The 15,992-nt window shown below is 67.2% G+C and carries 14 protein-coding genes, 1 pseudogene and 2 riboswitches; of the genes and pseudogenes, 8 read left to right on the top strand and 7 right to left on the bottom strand.

Translation table 11 applies throughout. The annotated features are described in order from the left end of the window. Positions 1-30 precede the first annotated feature (30 nt). A complete protein-coding gene (locus ABIB29_RS10140; protein ID WP_354172387.1) occupies positions 31-1,020 on the top strand; it encodes an RNase H family protein in 990 nt (329 codons plus the stop codon). 27 nt (positions 1,021-1,047) lie between these two features. On the opposite strand, the gene ABIB29_RS10135 is transcribed toward ABIB29_RS10140, so the two are convergent. From ABIB29_RS10135 to ABIB29_RS10125, 3 genes are all read right to left on the bottom strand, one after another. Further along, the gene (locus ABIB29_RS10135; RefSeq protein WP_354172385.1) at positions 1,048-1,335 is read right to left on the bottom strand and encodes a WXG100 family type VII secretion target; all 288 of its coding nucleotides are present in this window, start codon (positions 1,333-1,335) and stop codon (positions 1,048-1,050) included. Positions 1,336-1,456: 121 nt separating this feature from the next. Continuing rightward, positions 1,457-2,950 carry a sensor histidine kinase gene (locus ABIB29_RS10130; RefSeq protein WP_354172457.1) on the bottom strand — a complete coding sequence of 498 codons (1,494 nt, stop codon included), beginning with the start codon at positions 2,948-2,950 and terminating at the stop codon, positions 1,457-1,459. Positions 2,951-2,955: 5 nt separating this feature from the next. Further along, a complete protein-coding gene (locus ABIB29_RS10125) occupies positions 2,956-3,666 on the bottom strand; it encodes a response regulator transcription factor (RefSeq protein ID WP_069952599.1) in 711 nt (236 codons plus the stop codon). 218 nt (positions 3,667-3,884) lie between these two features. On the opposite strand from ABIB29_RS10125, the gene ABIB29_RS10120 reads away from it, so the two are divergent. After that, positions 3,885-4,145, top strand: coding sequence for a hypothetical protein (locus ABIB29_RS10120; RefSeq protein ID WP_354172383.1), 261 nt, complete (start codon positions 3,885-3,887; stop codon positions 4,143-4,145). Positions 4,146-4,147: 2 nt separating this feature from the next. Beyond that, entirely contained in the window at positions 4,148-5,023 is an 876-nt protein-coding gene (locus tag ABIB29_RS10115) for an FHA domain-containing protein (protein WP_354172381.1), read from the top strand. A gap of 36 nt (positions 5,024-5,059) precedes the next feature. Here ABIB29_RS10115 and ABIB29_RS10110 read toward each other — a convergent pair whose 3' ends face one another. The 3 genes from ABIB29_RS10110 to ABIB29_RS10100 are packed head-to-tail and all read right to left on the bottom strand — an operon-like array spanning position 5,060 to position 9,448. Next, positions 5,060-6,715: a DNA repair helicase XPB gene (locus ABIB29_RS10110; RefSeq protein WP_354172379.1), complete on the bottom strand. Its 1,656-nt coding sequence runs from the start codon at positions 6,713-6,715 to the stop codon at positions 5,060-5,062. After that, complete coding sequence (locus ABIB29_RS10105; RefSeq protein ID WP_354172378.1) at positions 6,712-9,204, bottom strand: helicase-associated domain-containing protein; 2,493 nt, start codon at positions 9,202-9,204, stop codon at positions 6,712-6,714. The genes ABIB29_RS10110 and ABIB29_RS10105 overlap by 4 nt, the downstream gene beginning before the upstream one ends. Positions 9,205-9,214: 10 nt before the next feature. Continuing rightward, entirely contained in the window at positions 9,215-9,448 is a 234-nt protein-coding gene (locus ABIB29_RS10100; RefSeq protein WP_354172376.1) for a hypothetical protein, read from the bottom strand. A 178-nt stretch (positions 9,449-9,626) separates the two neighbouring features. Between ABIB29_RS10100 and ABIB29_RS10095 the strand changes: the two genes are divergently transcribed. The 3 genes and pseudogenes from ABIB29_RS10095 (at position 9,627) to ABIB29_RS10085 (ending at position 12,160) form a co-directional block, all read left to right on the top strand. After that, a complete protein-coding gene (locus ABIB29_RS10095; RefSeq protein WP_354172374.1) occupies positions 9,627-10,010 on the top strand; it encodes a cold-shock protein in 384 nt (127 codons plus the stop codon). A gap of 9 nt (positions 10,011-10,019) precedes the next feature. Beyond that, positions 10,020-10,595 (top strand): annotated as a pseudogene (locus tag ABIB29_RS10090) (DUF3027 domain-containing protein); the annotation flags it as partial. Positions 10,596-10,825: 230 nt separating this feature from the next. Beyond that, positions 10,826-12,160: an MFS transporter gene (locus ABIB29_RS10085; RefSeq protein WP_354172456.1), complete on the top strand. Its 1,335-nt coding sequence runs from the start codon at positions 10,826-10,828 to the stop codon at positions 12,158-12,160. Positions 12,161-12,204: 44 nt separating this feature from the next. On the opposite strand, the gene serC is transcribed toward ABIB29_RS10085, so the two are convergent. Next, positions 12,205-13,332, bottom strand: a complete 1,128-nt coding sequence (serC, locus tag ABIB29_RS10080; RefSeq protein ID WP_354172372.1) for a phosphoserine transaminase — start codon at positions 13,330-13,332, stop codon at positions 12,205-12,207. A gap of 266 nt (positions 13,333-13,598) precedes the next feature. Here serC and ABIB29_RS10075 point away from each other — a divergent pair, with 266 nt between their 5' ends. After that, complete coding sequence (locus tag ABIB29_RS10075; protein ID WP_354172370.1) at positions 13,599-14,294, top strand: iron-dependent transcriptional repressor DtxR; 696 nt, start codon at positions 13,599-13,601, stop codon at positions 14,292-14,294. A gap of 169 nt (positions 14,295-14,463) precedes the next feature. Further along, positions 14,464-14,672, top strand: a riboswitch (cyclic di-AMP (ydaO/yuaA leader). Positions 14,673-14,676: 4 nt separating this feature from the next. Next, a complete protein-coding gene (locus tag ABIB29_RS10070; RefSeq protein WP_354172369.1) occupies positions 14,677-15,498 on the top strand; it encodes a M23 family metallopeptidase in 822 nt (273 codons plus the stop codon). Between the two features lie 137 nt (positions 15,499-15,635). After that, positions 15,636-15,805: riboswitch (cyclic di-AMP (ydaO/yuaA leader) on the top strand. The last annotated feature ends 187 nt before the right edge of the window (positions 15,806-15,992 follow it).

Here is a 15,992-nt window from a genome sequence, read left to right as displayed (position 1 = left end):
AAGGCCCGGCCGGTCTGGCAGGATAGTGCAGTGACGATTACAGCAGCGGCCGACGGTTCGGCTTTAGGAAATCCCGGCCCGGCCGGATGGGCCTGGTACGTGAACGACGACTGCTGGCGGGCGGGGGGATGGCCGCACGGCACCAACAACATGGGCGAGCTTATGGCCGTGTTGGATCTGTTCCGCTCGACCGCGCACCTGCCGGGCGAAGACCTGCACATCCTCTGCGACAGCCAGTACGTCATCAATTCCGTCACCAAATGGATGCCGGGCTGGAAACGCAAGGGCTGGCGCAAGTCCGACGGCAAGCCCGTTATGAACGTCGAACTGCTCAAGGAGATCGACCAGGCTCTGGTCGGCCGCAAGTACAAATTCGAATGGGTGCGCGGCCATGCCGGGCATGACCTCAACGAGGCGGCGGATGACCGTGCCAGGGCCGCGGCGACGGCCTACCAGCAGGGCGTCGCCGTACGCCAGGGTCCCGGCTTCGGCGCCGCCGCCGAGGCGCAAGTTCCCTCAGCACAGGCCGCTCCCGTAGCCCCCCAGGCCGCGCGGGCCGTGCAGGCTGCGCCGGCGCTGACCGGCCAGCGGCAGCTGTTCGGCGAACCGTCGCTCTTCGACGAACCCGACCTCTTCAGCGAGCTCGACGAGGACACCACCCCGGCCCCCGGCACCGACGCGAGCCCGGAAGCCATCGTGGAGGCGCTGGAGCGCGAACTCCTCCGGCCGGAAACACGCGCGGACCTCGGCCGAACCGGGGTGCTGCTGCACCCGGATTTCACCGAAATCGGCAGCTCGGGCCGGATCTGGACCCGGGACGCCATGATGATGACCCTCGAAGAGCACCCGGGAGGCCCCGCCGAGCTGGAGCTGCTGGGCGCGGACCGGCTGGGCGAGCAAACCGTCCTCCTGACCTATCGCAGCCACGCCCGGTCAGGGACCGCCCTGCGCAGCTCCCTGTGGGTCCACGACGGCGCTCAGTGGAGGCTCCGCTTCCACCAGGGCACCCCCGAAGCCTGAGCCCTTCTCCGGCGTCAGGGTGGCCGCTCAGCTGAAGCGCTGGGTATTGTGCAGTTCAGCCTGGGCGTAGCTCGCGGCCGCGGAGTTCAGCGCCAGGTTGATCGAGGCCAGCGATGCTTCGACTTTTCCCTGGGTCAGGGTCCATTCGGCCACGAGAGCCTGGAAGTTGGTGGCCGCCGAGCCGCGCCACGTGGCCTGCAACTCATCGAGGCCGCGTTTCATGGCCTGGACGTCAGCGCTGATCCGGTCGACCGTGGCTTTGACGTTTGCCGACTTGAGCTGGAGGAGTTCCGTGTCGACGGAGATGATGCTCATGGGATGCCCTCTCTGCAGTGCCTGACCGGAACCTCCGGACGCTTCGAGCCTAGACAGGCCGGAGGGATGCCGGGCCCGTGCGGTCCAGGTATGTGGAAAAACTGCAGGGATCGCGGCCAGGCTACTTCGCGGCGGCGTCGACGGAACCGTCACCGGGACCGTCGTTCGAACCGGAGTCCTCCGCGGCCTCGTCCAGGAATGGCAGGCTGACCACCAGGGTGGCTCCGCCGCCGTCGGTCTTCGCGACCCGGACCGTGCCGGCGTGCGAGCCGACGATGGCCGCGACGATCGCCAGTCCCAGCCCGCTGCCCCCGGTTTCCCGCGTGCGTGAGGTGTCCGCGCGGTAGAACCGCTCGAAGATCCGCGCGGCTTCCTCGTCCGGGACGCCGGGGCCGTGGTCGCGGACCTCGATGACGGACTGCCGGGTGCCGTCCCCGCCGGTCCGGACGCCGACGGCGAGTTCAATGGGTGTGCCCTCGGGCGTGTAACGCAGGGCGTTGCCCATGAGATTCCCCACCACCTGCCGCAGCTTGGCCTCGTCGCCCAGCACCGGCGCCGGCCCGGGGGGACCGCCGTCGAGCCCGGCCAGGGTGATGACGCGCCCGCGGTCGCTCGCCTGGGTGTCCACCACGGCGTCGTTGGCAACCAGCAGCAGATCGGCGGGCTTCTGTTGCAGCGGCCGCTGCTCATCGATCCTGGCCAGCAGCAGCAGGTCCTCCACCATGGTTCCCATCCGCTTGGCTTCGCTTTCGATCCGCCCCATCGCGGTCCCCACGTCCTCCGGGGTGGACAAGGCGCCGTGCCGGTAGAGCTCGGAGAAACCGCGGATCGTCACGAGCGGGGTGCGCAGTTCATGGGAGGCGTCCGCGGCGAAGCGGCGCATCCGCTCCTCGGATGCCATCCGGGCGGCAAAGGCCGTCTCGATATGGGCGAGCATGGCGTTGAGGGAGCTGCCCAGCCGGCCCACCTCGGTATTGGGGTTTTCGATCTCGACGCGGCGGGAGAGGTCGCCGGCCGCGATCGCTGCGGCAGTCTTTTCGACGCGGGCCAGCGGCCGGAAGGACCGGGAAATGCTCCAGGTGGCGATAAAGAAGGCCAGGACCAAAGTCAGCAGCCCGACACCGACGACCACCAGGACGGCGTGTTCCATCACGGAATCGACCGGCCACAGCGGGAGCCCGATGACCACCACGGAGCTGCGCTGGTTGCTGTCGACGACGTTGAGCGCGACCACCCGCCAGTTGCGTCCGTCCGTGCCGCGGACCTGGAACGGGGTCTGCTGGAGGTCCGTGACGTCGGCGGGGCTGATGCTGGCGATGTCCGGGTGGAGTTCCTTGCTGCCCCCGAACGGGAACGGGGGCTGTCCCGGCGTGAAGAGCATCAGCGAGTAGTCGGTGGGGATGCTCTGGTTCTGGTCCTGCAGCTGGCTGAAGGACTGCTGCTGGCGCACCGAGGCGACCGCGGCCCGGAGCTTGTCATCGACCTGCCCCTGCAGATAGCTGTGCAGCAGGGTCAGCGTGCCTGCGCCGGTGACGGTCAGGGCCACCAGCATCAGCGCGGTCATAATGGCGACAAGCTGAGACCGCAGCGACGCCGACTTCCAACGGTGCAGCAACAAGGTCAGCGCTTCTCGGCCGTCCGCAGGACGTAGCCGACGCCCCGTTTGGTCTGGATCAGGGCCGGGGCGTCCGGATCAATGTCCACCTTGCGGCGCAGGTAGGAGATGTAGGACTCCACGATCGAGGCGTCCCCGTTGAAGTCGTATTCCCACACGTGGTCCAGAATCTGGGCCTTGGACAGAACGCGGTTGGGGTTCAGCATGAGGTAGCGCAGGAGCTTGAATTCGGTGGGGGACAGCTCGATCACCGTGCCGCCGCGGCGGACCTCGTGGGCGTCGTCGTCGAGCTCCAGGTCATCAACGCGGATCACCGCATCGTCGTCCTGCAGCGGCTGTGTGCGGCGCAGCACGGCACGGATGCGTGCCACCACCTCGTCGAGGCTGAAAGGCTTGGTGACATAGTCGTCGCCGCCCACGGTCAGGCCCATGACCTTGTCCTCGGTGTCATCCTTGGCGGTCAGGAAGAGAACGGGGAAGTGCTTGCCCGCAGCGCGCAGCCGGCGGGTGACGGTGAAGCCGTCCATATCCGGCAGCATGACGTCCAGGACGGCCAGGTCGGGGGAATGCAGATCGGCCGCCGCCAGGGCTTCGCGCCCGTTGGAGGCCGAGACGACCTCAAAGCCGGCGAAGCGCAGGGACGTGGACAGCAGCTCGCGGATGTTCGGTTCATCATCGACGACGAGCAGCTTGGCTTCGGGACCGTTCTTTTTCATGGTTCCCATGATCCTCCCAGATTCTGGGAGTTTTCTGTACGGCAGATGTGTGTTCAGTGGGACCGGCCCGCCCACGGGACCGCCCGAACGCCGGGCGGTTCGCGCAAAGTGGTTCCTTCGAAGGCATTCCCCTGCGCCGACCTCGACATTAGAGTGGCCGTATCGATTCACTCCGCCGCGGCGGCATGAGCGCGGGTACCCAATGAAGAGGACACAAAGTGACAACTGAGACCAACGCAGTGGACAGTTCAGGCCCCGCTGACCGGAGCATCCGGGACTGGGCGGATCTTGCCGAAGAGATGTGGTCCTACCTGACCGGCAAAGGCGCCGCGATCAATTACAACTTCATCGATATGACCATCGAGGTTCCCCGCGACATCGGCCCGGACGCGCCGCGCGCCACCTGGAAGCTGAACGGGAGCCTCCGCGTGACCACCAGCGACAAGGACGCCGTGGGTTCCGACGAGAACAGGGCCTGACCATGGCCCCGCGGTTCCGGGCCGACGTCAACCTGGACTTTTCCCTCCAGGAGGCCTCCGGCGAGGAGACCCGCGGATCGGTGAAGGCGTCCGGGAGTGAAGTGGTTGTTGCGCTGGACCGCATCGACGCCCTGCAGTCCCAGCGGATGCCGTCCCTGGGGGACCTCAGGCCCCTGGCCAAGACGCTGTCGGACCAGGGGCTGACCGTCGTTGTGGACGGACCGGACGGGAGGATCATCAGCCTAGGCGCCGTCGAGGCTCCGGCCTCGCAGCGGGTGATTACCAAGTCTCCGCACATCAAGCTGGGAAAGCTGGGAGCGCTGGCGCCCATGCTGAAACGGGGCCGGCGTTCTCCGGCCCGGGGGATTTCCCTGCTGCCGCCCGGGACCCTGTTGCCTTTGCTGCCAACGGTGATGCGCAGGATTCCCCGGCGCATCACGACGACCCACTACACGCGGGGCGGCGGACGTCCGCGGTTGATTTTCGTTCAGGACTCGAAGTCCTGGAACGGACAGATCCCGCGAGAGTTCAGCCTCACTGCGGAACGGGTGAGCATCGGCAGTGATGAATCCGTCGACCTCCAGCTTCCGGGACTGGACGGAGTGCACGCGGAAATAGTCCATAACGACCGGGATGAATACGTTCTGGTCCGGCACGGCAAAGTCACCGGCAGCTTCGGTCCGGGGTCGACGTCGGTGCTGCGCACAGGCTCCCGCCTCCAGATGGGCCAGTGGTGCCTGGCGTTCTTCCGGGAAGAATTTGCCGACCACGGACGCCCCTTCGGCGGCCGCAGCGGCGGAGAATTCGCCTACCAGCGTCCGCAGCGCGACCCGCGTACCGGAGCGTTGGAACAGGACGGGTCGACGTACATCCGCTAGTCCGCGGCTCGGACTGCCCGGGAGGGGTGCGCCGGATCAGTCGGTGGGCGCGCTGGTGCCCACGTCCCGGGCATCCATGATCCGGTAGGCGTAGCCCTGCTCGGCCAGGAAGCGCTGGCGCTTGGCTGCGAAGTCCTGGTCCAGCGTGTCTCTGGCCACGAGGGAGTAGAAGCGGGCGGCGCGGCCGTCCTTCTTGGGACGCAGCAGCCGGCCAAGACGCTGGGCTTCTTCCTGCCGGGAGCCGAACGAACCGGACACCTGGATCGCGACCGAGGCTTCGGGCAGGTCGATGGAGAAATTGGCGACCTTGGACACCACGAGGGTCTGCTCCTCGCCGGCGCGGAAGGCATCAAAGAGCCTCTGGCGTTCCTTGACCGGGGTGTCTCCCTTGATCACGGGCGCGTTCAGGCGCTCGCCGATCTCGTCCAGCTGGTCGATGTACTGGCCGATCACCAGCAGCTGCTCGCCGGCGTGCTGGGCCACGAGCTGTTCCACCACCAGGGTCTTGGACTCGGATGTGGCGCACAGCCGGTACTTGTCCGCGTCCTCGGCCATCGCATAGGCCACGCGTTCGTCGCGGGGCAGGTCGATCCGGACCTCGACGCAGTCGGCCGGTGCGATGTAGCCCTGCGCCTCAATGTCCTTCCACGGCGCGTCGTAGCGCTTCGGGCCGATCAGGCTGAACACCTCGCCCTCGCGGCCGTCCTCGCGGACCAGCGTGGCGGTGAGGCCGAGCCGGCGGCGTGCCTGCAGGTCCGCTGTCATCCGGAAGATCGGGGCGGGCAGCAAGTGGACCTCGTCGTAGATGATGAGTCCCCAGTCGTTGCCGTCCACCAGCTCCAGGTGAGGGTATAGCCCGCCCCGTTTCGTTGTCAGGACCTGGTACGTGGCGATGGTCACCGGCCGGACTTCCTTGACGGAGCCGGAGTATTCGCCGATTTCCTCCTCGGTGAGGGACGTCCGCTTGAGCAGCTCGTCCTTCCACTGCCGGGCGGACACGGTGTTGGTGACCAGGATCAGCGTGGTGGTGGAGCTGGTGGCCATTGCGGCGGCACCCACCAGTGTTTTGCCGGCCCCGCAGGGGAGCACGACGACGCCGCTGCCGCCGGCCCAGAAGTTCTCCATCGCCAGCTGCTGGTAAGGACGAAGCTTCCAGCCGGACTCGTTGAGCAGGATGGGGTGCGGCGTGCCGTCAACGTAGCCGGCCAGGTCCTCGGCCGGCCAACCGATCTTGAGCAGCAGCTGCTTGAGCTGCCCGCGCTGGGAGGAGTGCACCACCACGGTCTCGCCGTCGATCCTCGGACCCAGCAGCGGGGCGATCTTCTTGGCGCGGCTGACTTCCTCCAGCACCGGATAATCCGAGGTGCGCATGACGAGGCCGTGCTGGGGGTCCTTTTCGAGCCGCAGCCGGCCGTACCGGGACATGGTCTCTTCCACATCGATCAGCAGGGAATGCGGCACCGGGAAGCGGGAATACTTCAGCAGCGTGTCCAGCACCTTCTCGGCGTCAAGGCCGGCAGCCCGCGCGTTCCAGAGGCCCAGTGGCGTGAGCCGGTAACTGTGGATGTGTTCGGGGGCGCGTTCGAGCTCGGCGAACGCGGCGATGGCGTGGCGTGCTTCGGTGGCGAGTTCGTGGTCCACCTCGAGCAGGATGGTCTTATCACTCTGGACGATCAGCGGTCCATCGTTCACTGGAGCAATTCCTCTGCGGCTTCGACGTCAATAATCCGGTGGATGGACAGTACGCGTTCGGTCTCCTTGTCCGGGTCGAAGACCCGGACCCGTCCGCCGTTCACAGCTACCGGAACAACCGTTTCCCGCACGGCATTCCCCATGCCGTCGACGACGTTCATCACCACGCGCTGTTTGAGCCGGATCGCCTTCTGCAGGGTTTCCAGCCCCAGCTGGGTCGCTTCTTCGCTGCCGGGGGCCGCGGCGTGGTGCCCTGAGCCGCCGCCGGCGGTCCGCTCGCTGCGCAGCACCGCCAGTTGGGCGTCGACGTCGGCTTCCGGAGGGGCGGTGCGCGGGGCGCTGTACACCGGCCGGACGCTGCCGGGCACCGCGGTGGTGCGGCGCAGCCGGAGGCCGCCGGCCTCGGACTCGTCTACCGCCGGGGTCAGCCCCAGGCCCCGGAGCAGCTGCGCTGTTTCCCGCGGCGCGGCGTGCGAGACCAGCACGGTGGGGGCGATCCGGACCAAGCCGAGGCCGGCGGCGCCCGGAGTGTTGAGCAGCTCCAGGAGTGCGGTTTCATCGTCGCTCTGGATGAAGCTCGCGGCGGACCCCACCCGCAGCCTGGCATGGCGGGCGGCGGTGTCTTCGATCAGGTACTTCAGCGGCTGCGGGATCGCCGTGGCCGAGTGCAGGCCCAGGAAGTCCAGCATGGCCTGGGCATCCTGGCCGGCGTCGAGCGCGCGCCGGACGGAGGAGACCGAGAAGCGGTAGATCGTGGCGGGCCCCTGGCCCTCGGCATCGGCCATAGTGAGGAGCTTCTCGGTCAGGTCCGGCGCGAGGTAGCCGGGCGCCACCGCCGTCAGGTCGGCCTGGAGCAGGACATGGTTCAGGGCGGCCGGCAGGTGTTCGCCCAGGATTCCCATCGCCTCGTCGGGTTGTTCGGCGGCGATGGCCGCCCCGATCTGGCTGAGCGCGCCGGAGCCGATGAGGCCGAGCAGTTCGGCTTCGGCCAGGACACCGCGGATCAGCGAGCTGAAACGCCGTGCCATCCGGGGCTGGGTCCAGTCGGCGCGTTCCAGCACCGCCGCCGCGTCCAGGACCGGGGCCTGACCATCCTGCGCCGCGGCCTCCCCGGTCAGTTCAGCCAGGATTTCCAGGATCCGTTTCCGGACCACCGGGGCGTCCGGGCGCTGCGCTTCGGCCGAGAGCGCGTTGATGGTGCCGCCGGCCGCGCCGCGGTGGGGTGCCGGGACCCCGGCCTGGCCGGTGACGGGCTGACCCACGAGGGACGGCGCCCGCTCGCTGGCGAGCCAGGCATTGACCAGCCAGAGCCACTGCTCCTGGCGCGGAAGCGTCAGCCACTCCAGCTGTTGCGGCTGGACCCAGGCGGAACTGTCCACGTCCAGGCGGATGAGGCCGGACAGGGCACACAACTCGGCCAGCACCCCGGCGTCGTGCATCTCGATCCGCAGCCCGTCCGCCAGGCGCTTGAGCTCCCGGACGCCCACGCCGCCGCTGCGCAGGGTGACGAGAGGCTGTTCACGGACGATGTACAGCAGTTCACCAACCAGCCGCAGGGTCTCGGCGATCGCGCCCAGGGCGGCATTGCGGCGCAGCGCGGCAGAGGTGGAACCCAGCCGAGGCGCCGGGGGAGTCAGCGCGAACTTCTCGATGACAAAGCCGCCGCGCAGCGAGACCCCGACGCTGTGCGGCAGTTCCACGTGGGCGGCGTCCAGCGGCACCAGCAGCCCGCGGGCCAGAAGCCAGTCCACCGGCCCGACGTCGGCGGCCTCGTGCAGCACGGTGGCGCGCCGTTGCGCCTGCGGAACGGCGCCCATGGCCCAGTTCCCGAAGCGCGCGAGCAACGCCGGGGTGCGTTCCGGGGCGGTGGCCAGGATCTGCCGCAGGGACTCCGGCGTGGCCGTCCAGTGCTGCAGCGACAGAGCGGCCTCCATCGGGGTGGCCGCGGGGGAGATGGCCGCGCCGCTGCGGTGCAGTTCCCCGACGAGCTGGACCACTCGCTGCGCGAAAGCCGGCTGGAGGCGCACCAGCTCGGTGTAGCTGCGCCCGAGCCCGGCCGGGTAGATCCCGATGACGTCCTTGAGGCTGCCCACCGGCAAGTAGTAACGCTGCTTTGGCCCCGCGGGCGGCGTGGCGCCGTGCGGGGGTTCCGCCCGGTGGACGAGGGCCAGTTCCTGGAGGGAATGCAGCATCTTTTCGATGGACGTCAGCGTCGCGCCATTGATCAGCTTCTTCAGCATCGGGGCGGAGGCGCTGTGCCCGGTGTCCGTGTTCGTGCACAGGTGCAGGGTTTCGAGGACCTGCATTTCCGGGCGGTTCAGCCGCTCCAGGGCGCGCTGGACGCTGACGCGGCCACTGGCGCGGGCAGCGAGGGCGGCGAAGTCCGGCACGCCTGGGGAGATGAGGTCCGGCCGCGCGGAGAACAAGGCACGCAGCGAGTCATCGCTGCGTTCCTGCAGTTCCTTGCTCAGCGCGCGGATAAGAGACATCAGTGCAAGGCTACCTTTCGTCCGGCTCTCGGGTCCGACGCCGGGCTGCGACGCCGTCGACCACGAGCAAGAGCATAAGCAGGAAAGCCACGGGAAGCCCGTACAGGGCGGTGGAGGTGATCCAGGCGGGCGAGACGGCATTGTTAAAGGCCATCGCCATCACGACGCCGACGGCCGTGAGCGACAGCACGGCGGCAGTAGCCGCGACGATCAACAGTGGCCGCCGGAAACGCAGTGGAGTCATGGAGCTAACGCTAACAGTCCGGCCTGTCCCGCGCCCCAAACGGCCAAAGTGGACCGGGCAGGATAACCTTGAAGGAACAGACCAACACGGTCCGGGCAGTCATACCCTGAACCCGCATATCAATGCGGATGCGGTGACCGCCGGCCGTGTCACCAGCAGAACGAAGAAGGTTGATTACGTGCCTACCGGCAAGGTCAAGTGGTATGACAAGGAAAAGGGCTTCGGATTCCTCGCGGGCGAGGACGGCCAGGAAGTCTTCCTGCCGAAATCCGCGCTGCCCGAGGGCGTAACCGAGCTCAAGGCCGGCACCCGGGTTGAATTCGGCGTGGCCGACGGCCGCAAGGGCGCCCAGGCCCTGGGCCTGCGCGTGCTGGACAAGACACCGTCCCTCGCCAAGGCCAAGCGGCCCAGCGCGAAGGACCTCGCGCCGCTGGTGCAGGACCTCGTCTCTGTGCTGGACAACCTGTCCGGAACCCTGTCCGCGGGCAAGTACCCGGAAGGCAACAAGGGCAAGGCGATCGCCGTCGCACTGCGTAAGGTTGCCGACGAGCTGGACGCGTAGGGCCCGGCGATGACTCCGGAAACTGACCAGACCGCAACCCCGGCCGGGGACAAAACTGCCGCCGGGGACAAGAAAGCCGGAACCAAAGAAGCCAGCAAGCCGCGCACCGGGGTTCCCGTCTGGCGCACCGGCAAGCCTGATGCCTTCCTGGCCGCCGCCGTCGACGTCGCCCGTGCGGCCATCGAGGGCATCGCCCCCGCCGAGCAGATCGGCCGCCACCTCGCGGCCAGGAGTGAAGGCGACCGCCTGGTTACGCACCTCTTCGAGTCAAAGCTGGCCGGCTACGGTGGCTGGCAGTGGTATGCCGTGCTCACCCGGAACTCCCGGTCCAAAGTTGTGACGGTCGACGAGCTGGGCCTGCTTCCCTCCGAAGACTCAATCCTGGCGCCCGAATGGATCCCGTGGGCCGAACGTGTCCGCCCCGGTGACGAACAGGGCGAGGAGGAACCCGCGGCCGCGGCAAGTCCGGCACCGCCGGAGGACACCGGCGAAGCCAGCGCCCCGCTGGACGCCCTCGGCGCCGCTGAGTCGGACGATGACTCGGACTCCGACGACGCGCCCGAAGACGACTCCGATGATGCGGACGGCAACGCGGACGGTGCCGGCGACGAGTACGACGCCGACGATGTTGACGACGACGACGCGGACGATGTTGACGACGACGACGACGACGATGACGCAGTTGACGACGACGACGATGACGCTGACGACTCAGTCGCGGCCGCCGGGGACACCCCGGACGACGAGCTGCCCGCAGCGCAGGCTGACTAACGGTTGGAACCATCCGGGATGCTGCACAGTGAGGGCTGGCGATGATGTCCACCTTCAAGTCCCTGCACATCCTGAACTACCGGATCTGGTTCATCGGGGCGATGATCTCCAACATCGGGACCTGGATGCAGCGCACAGCCCAGGACTGGCTGGTCTTTGACCACTTGACCGATCACGATGCCAGCGCCATGGGCATCACAATGGCCCTGCAGCTCGGACCCCAGCTCTTCCTCGCCCCCGTGGCCGGGCTGCTGGCCGACCGTTTCAACCGGAAACAGCTCCTGGTCCTGACCCAGTCCGCGATGGCGGTGCTGAGTGCAGGGCTAGGCATCCTGGTGGTTTCCGGGGCCGCGCAACTCTGGCATGTCTACGGTTTCGCGCTGCTGCTGGGTGTTGTCTCGGCCCTCGATGCCCCGGTGCGGCAGACCTTCGTCTCCGAACTGGTCCGCGACGATTACCTGCCCAACGCGGTGGCACTTAACAGCGCCTCCTTCAATGTGGCGCGGATGATTGGGCCCGCGGTGGCCGGCATCCTCACGGTCGCCGTCGGCCCCGGCTGGGTCTTCCTGATCAACACCCTGACCTTCGTGGCGCTGCTGCTGAGCCTGTGGAAAATTCCCACCGCCTCGCTGCGCCGGCTGCCCAGGGCCGCGGCCGGCAAGGGCAGGATCCGCGAGGGACTGCGCTATGTGCAGTTCCGGCCGGACATTGTGGTGGTACTGGTCGCCGTCTTTATCGTTGGGACCCTGGGACTGAACTTTGTGCTGTTCATCGCGGCCATGGTCGGCACGGAGTTCGGCCTTGATGCCGGCGCGTTCGGGCTGATGAATTCCATCATGGCCATCGGTTCCGTCGCCGGTGCCCTGCTGTCCGCAGGCCGCAAGAAGCCCAGGCTGCGGATCATATTCGGAGCGGCCGGAGCTTTCGGCGTCACCTCCGGCATCGCGGCGCTCGCCCCCAGCTACTTCTGGTTCGGAGTCGCGTTGGTCCCGGTGGGGCTCTTCGCCATCACCATGATGACGAGCGCCAACGGCTACGTGCAGACCACCACGGACCCAGTGATGCGCGGCCGGGTGATGGCGCTCTATATGGCGATCTTTATGGGCGGCACGCCCATCGGGGCCCCGTTCGTGGGGTGGGTCGCCAACGTCGCCGGTCCCCGCTGGTCCCTGAGCGTCGCGGCGGCCTCCGGCCTGATAGCGGCCCTGATCGGTCTGGTGTGGATTGTCCGGGCCAGGCAACTGCGGATCCGGTTCGACCGGCGCGCCCGCGGTCTGCGCCATTTCCGGGTGGTGTCCGCCGCCCCGGGGAGCGCAACCGGCCCCGACGCCGACGGCGCCGCCCGGGTTCAGGACCCTGACGACGCCGCCGAACGCTGAAGCGGAGGAACGCTGACGCTGGAGCGCCGCCGTTGCGTGGGCAGCTACTTCTTCAGTTCGCCCACGACGAAGTCGATGCACTCCAGCAGCGCGGACACATCGTCCGGTTCGATCGCCACGAAGGTCGCGATGCGGAGCTGGTTGCGGCCCAGCTTGCGGTACGGCTCGGTGTCCACGATGCCGTTGGCCCGGAGCACCTTCGCGATTGCCGCGGCGTCAATGGAGTCGTCGAAGTCGATCGTCGCGATGACGTTGGAGCGGTCCTCAGGCTTCGTCACGAACGGGGTGGCGTATTCCGAAGCCTCGGCCCAGCGGTAGATGCGGCCGGCTGAATCCGCGGTCCGTGCCGAGGCGAAGTCCAGTCCGCCGTTCGCGTTGAGCCACTGCACCTGGGCGTCGAGGGTGACCAAGGTGGCCAGGGCCGGCGTGTTGTATGTCTGGTTCAGCCGCGAGTTGTCAATCGCCGTCTGGAGGTCCAGGAAGTCCGGAATCCAGCGGCCGCCCGCCTTGATCCGCGCCGCGCGTTCCAGCGCGGCGGGGGAGAACAGCCCGAGCCACAGGCCGCCGTCGGACGCGAAGTTCTTCTGCGGGGCGAAATAGTAGACGTCCGCCTCAGCGACGTCGACATCCAGCCCGCCGGCAGCAGACGTGGCGTCAACCAGGACGAGCGATCCTGCATCGGCGCCGGCCACACGCTGGACCGGAGCGGCCACACCGGTGGACGTCTCATTCTGCGGCCAGGCGTAAACATCGACGCCGGCCTCGGCCTTGGCCGCCGGGCGGGTGCCCGGTTCGGACTTGATAATGCTGGAGTCAGCAAGGAACGGTGCCTTGTTGGTGGCGGAGGCGAACTTCGAGCCAAACTCGCCAAAGGACAGGTGCTGGGCCTTGTTTTCCACCAGGCCGAAGCTGGCAATATCCCAGAACGCCGTCGACCCGCCGACGCCCAGGATGACCTCATAGCCCTCAGGGGCCCGGAAGAACTGGCTGAGCCCGTTCCGGACCGACCCGACGAGGTTCTTGACCGGTGCCTGGCGGTGGGATGTTCCCAGCAGCTGCGACGCCGCGGCGAGGGCTTCCATCTGCTCCGGTCGGACCTTGGATGGTCCGGCGCCGAACCGGCCGTCCTTGGGCAGGAGATTTGCGGGAATCGTGATGCTGGTGTCGCTCACAGTGGCTCCAATTTTCGGCTGGTACAAAAGTGTGGCTCGGGAGATGGCCCGGCAGCGTGGCTGCAGCGTAGCCTTGCGTTTCATTCTGCCTGACTGCCCGGCGGGGGAGGCAAAAAAGCCCGTCATAGTCCGGTCACTGAGATTATCCGGAGTAATTCAAAATAGGCTAAGCTGGCCTGCGAACGTACGGCGGACCCCACCAGGGCGCCTGCAGCACGCGGTACGGTGGGAAACACGCAAGGACGGCGCTCGAGGAGCTGAGCTGAATGACGGATCTGATCGATACAACCGAGATGTATCTTCGGACCATTCTGGAACTTGAAGAAGAAAACATTGTCGCCCTCCGCGCCCGCATCGCCGAACGGCTGCGCCACTCCGGCCCCACCGTTTCCCAGACCATCGGCCGGATGGAACGCGACGGGCTGGTGGTTGTGTCCGGCGACCGCCACCTGGAGCTGACGGAAACCGGCCGGAAACGTGCCATCGAAGTCATGCGCAAGCACCGTCTGGCCGAGCGGCTGCTGGCTGACGTGATCGGACTTGATTGGGCTTACGTCCATGAGGAAGCCTGCCGCTGGGAACACGTCATGAGTGAGCGGGTGGAGCGGCGGATCTTCGAACTCCTCAACCATCCCACTGTTTCGCCCTACGGCAACCCGATTCCGGGCCTCGCGGAGCTGGGTGGCCTGCCTTCCCAGCCCTACGCCGACGGCGTTGTGAACCTGCTTGAGGCCATGGCCGGCTACGGGCCGGATTCCAGGGTCAGAATCAACCGGCTGGCCGAGCCCATCCAGGTGGAACCTGAACTGCTCGTCCAGCTTGATGAGGGCGGCATCCGGCCCGGCGCTTTGGTGGCGCTGGAACGGGTGGGGGAGTACATCTCCGTGCGCGTGCCGGACATCGAAGGGGCCCTGGAGCTCCCGCCCGAGGTGGCCGCCCACGTCTTTGTTACCGTCGGTTAACTACAGCTCACCGGCAACTGACTACAGCTCACCGGCAACTCGTGGGACCACCCATGAGTTGTGCACAGGTCGGTAACGGATTTATTACTGCACGGCTTAATCCCCTATAGTGGATCACTAGTACCGATACCAAAGCGTTATCTGATCCGAGCCGAGCTCTGCCAGCGGATCAGACGCAGAACCACCTTCTGGCAGGGGCGGGGGAACCACTTCCGGCTGTTCGACAGCCTTGGGGTGAAGTCCGTCAGCGGCAAGCACTCTCCAGCAGGGAAGTTCCTTGATGCCTCTGTGCCTGGATGCTTGCCACGGCGGACCGGGTCTTTGATCTCTCTGACCCGAATCCGACAGCTAACTTCGCAGGCTCTCCAGAGAGGAACCGTTCTTGACCATCCAGACCACCAGGGGCCGCCGTCGTGCGCACGGTCCCGCGCCGGAGCCGCGTCCGGCCGTCGCCGTCACGGCAGAGCGCCCACGCGACGCACACCGTGATGAGCGCCGGGGCCGCCGCAGCCCGTTCCGCCAGGTGACTGACTTCGCCGCGGCCAGCGGCGTCGGCCAAAAGGCCGGCATTGCACTGGCTGCCACGGGACTGGTCCTTACCGTCACCGTCCCCGCCACGGGTCCCGTCCTGGCCACCGACGCCGGGACCTCCGCCGGATCCGTCTCTGCCGCGGTCCAGCCGGATGTCACCGCCGCCGAGGCCAAAATTGACTTCAACCGCACCGCCGTCACCACCCAGGGTGACCCGGACGGCAAGCTCAAGCAGCTGCTGAGCGCCCAGTCCGCTGGTTCCATTACCCGCGCCGCCTCCTCCGGCAGCCTCGGGGCGCCCCTGGTTCAAATGAATTCCTCGTCGCCCTTCGGCTACCGCGTCAGCCCCATTACTGGCGGCTCCGGGGAGTTCCACCGCGGCCAGGACTATTCCGTACAGTGCGGCACCGCGGTCCTTGCGGCCGCCAGCGGCACCGTGACCTTCACCGGATGGCATCCCCACGGCGGCGGAAACCGCGTGGTGATCGACCACGGCAACGGCCTGGAGACCACTTACAACCACTTGTCCTCAGCCAGCGTCAAGGTGGGCCAGCAGGTCACCCGCGGCGCTGTTGTGGCGATGAGCGGCACCACCGGCGCCTCCACGGGCTGCCACCTTCACTTTGAGGTCATGATCAACGGCGAAGTCGTCGATCCGACCGGCTGGCTCTAACCGAGCTGATGGGACGCTCTCGCATTCTTGTGACACGCCGTGATCTGAATGTGACATTGAGCCCCAACTGCTGTACCGTTTGACCTACGCCAACTTTTCCGAAGTTGGCGCTCTTGAGTGGATTGCCTAGCTCTGCCACCGCTCAAGGTCCGTTCGCATTACATCGTCTGGCAGGGGCGGGGGAACCAATTTTGGCCTTCGAAAGAAGGCCTTGGGGTTAAGTCGCAAAGCTTCCCAGGAAGCAGCGCGGCCGGGTGACTCCCATCCGAATCCGACAGCTCACCTCGCAGGCATTGGGAGAGGCTACTTTCGTGTCTTCACGCCACAATGCTGCGCTTAACCGCGCTTGCGCGGCTCTAACGAGCCCGCTGAAATCCAACCTCCGTGCTGCCCTTGCCGGCGCCCGGAACGGATCTCACACCGCCGACTCAATCTCTGCTGAGTCCGGCCCGCAGGCCATGCACCTGCAAGCAGTTCCCGCTTTTGGCGCGTCT

The organism is Arthrobacter sp. UYEF36 (assembly GCF_040547025.1).
Classification (GTDB): domain Bacteria; phylum Actinomycetota; class Actinomycetes; order Actinomycetales; family Micrococcaceae; genus Arthrobacter.
The sequence above is the reverse complement of the archived record's forward strand: the minus strand, read 5'-3'. Positions and strand labels throughout refer to the sequence as shown.

What these genes read in the sequence shown, in the direction of transcription:
- ABIB29_RS10100 (WP_354172376.1), bottom strand. Translation starts at nt 9,448, where the DNA reads ATGACTCCACTGCGTTTCCGGCGGCCACTGTTGATCGTCGCGGCTACT.
- ABIB29_RS10075 (WP_354172370.1), top strand. Translation starts at nt 13,599, where the DNA reads ATGACGGATCTGATCGATACAACCGAGATGTATCTTCGGACCATTCTG.
- ABIB29_RS10085 (WP_354172456.1), top strand. Translation starts at nt 10,826, where the DNA reads ATGTCCACCTTCAAGTCCCTGCACATCCTGAACTACCGGATCTGGTTC.
- ABIB29_RS10105 (WP_354172378.1), bottom strand. Translation starts at nt 9,204, where the DNA reads ATGTCTCTTATCCGCGCGCTGAGCAAGGAACTGCAGGAACGCAGCGAT.
- ABIB29_RS10115 (WP_354172381.1), top strand. Translation starts at nt 4,148, where the DNA reads ATGGCCCCGCGGTTCCGGGCCGACGTCAACCTGGACTTTTCCCTCCAG.
- ABIB29_RS10125 (WP_069952599.1), bottom strand. Translation starts at nt 3,666, where the DNA reads ATGAAAAAGAACGGTCCCGAAGCCAAGCTGCTCGTCGTCGATGATGAA.
- ABIB29_RS10135 (WP_354172385.1), bottom strand. Translation starts at nt 1,335, where the DNA reads ATGAGCATCATCTCCGTCGACACGGAACTCCTCCAGCTCAAGTCGGCA.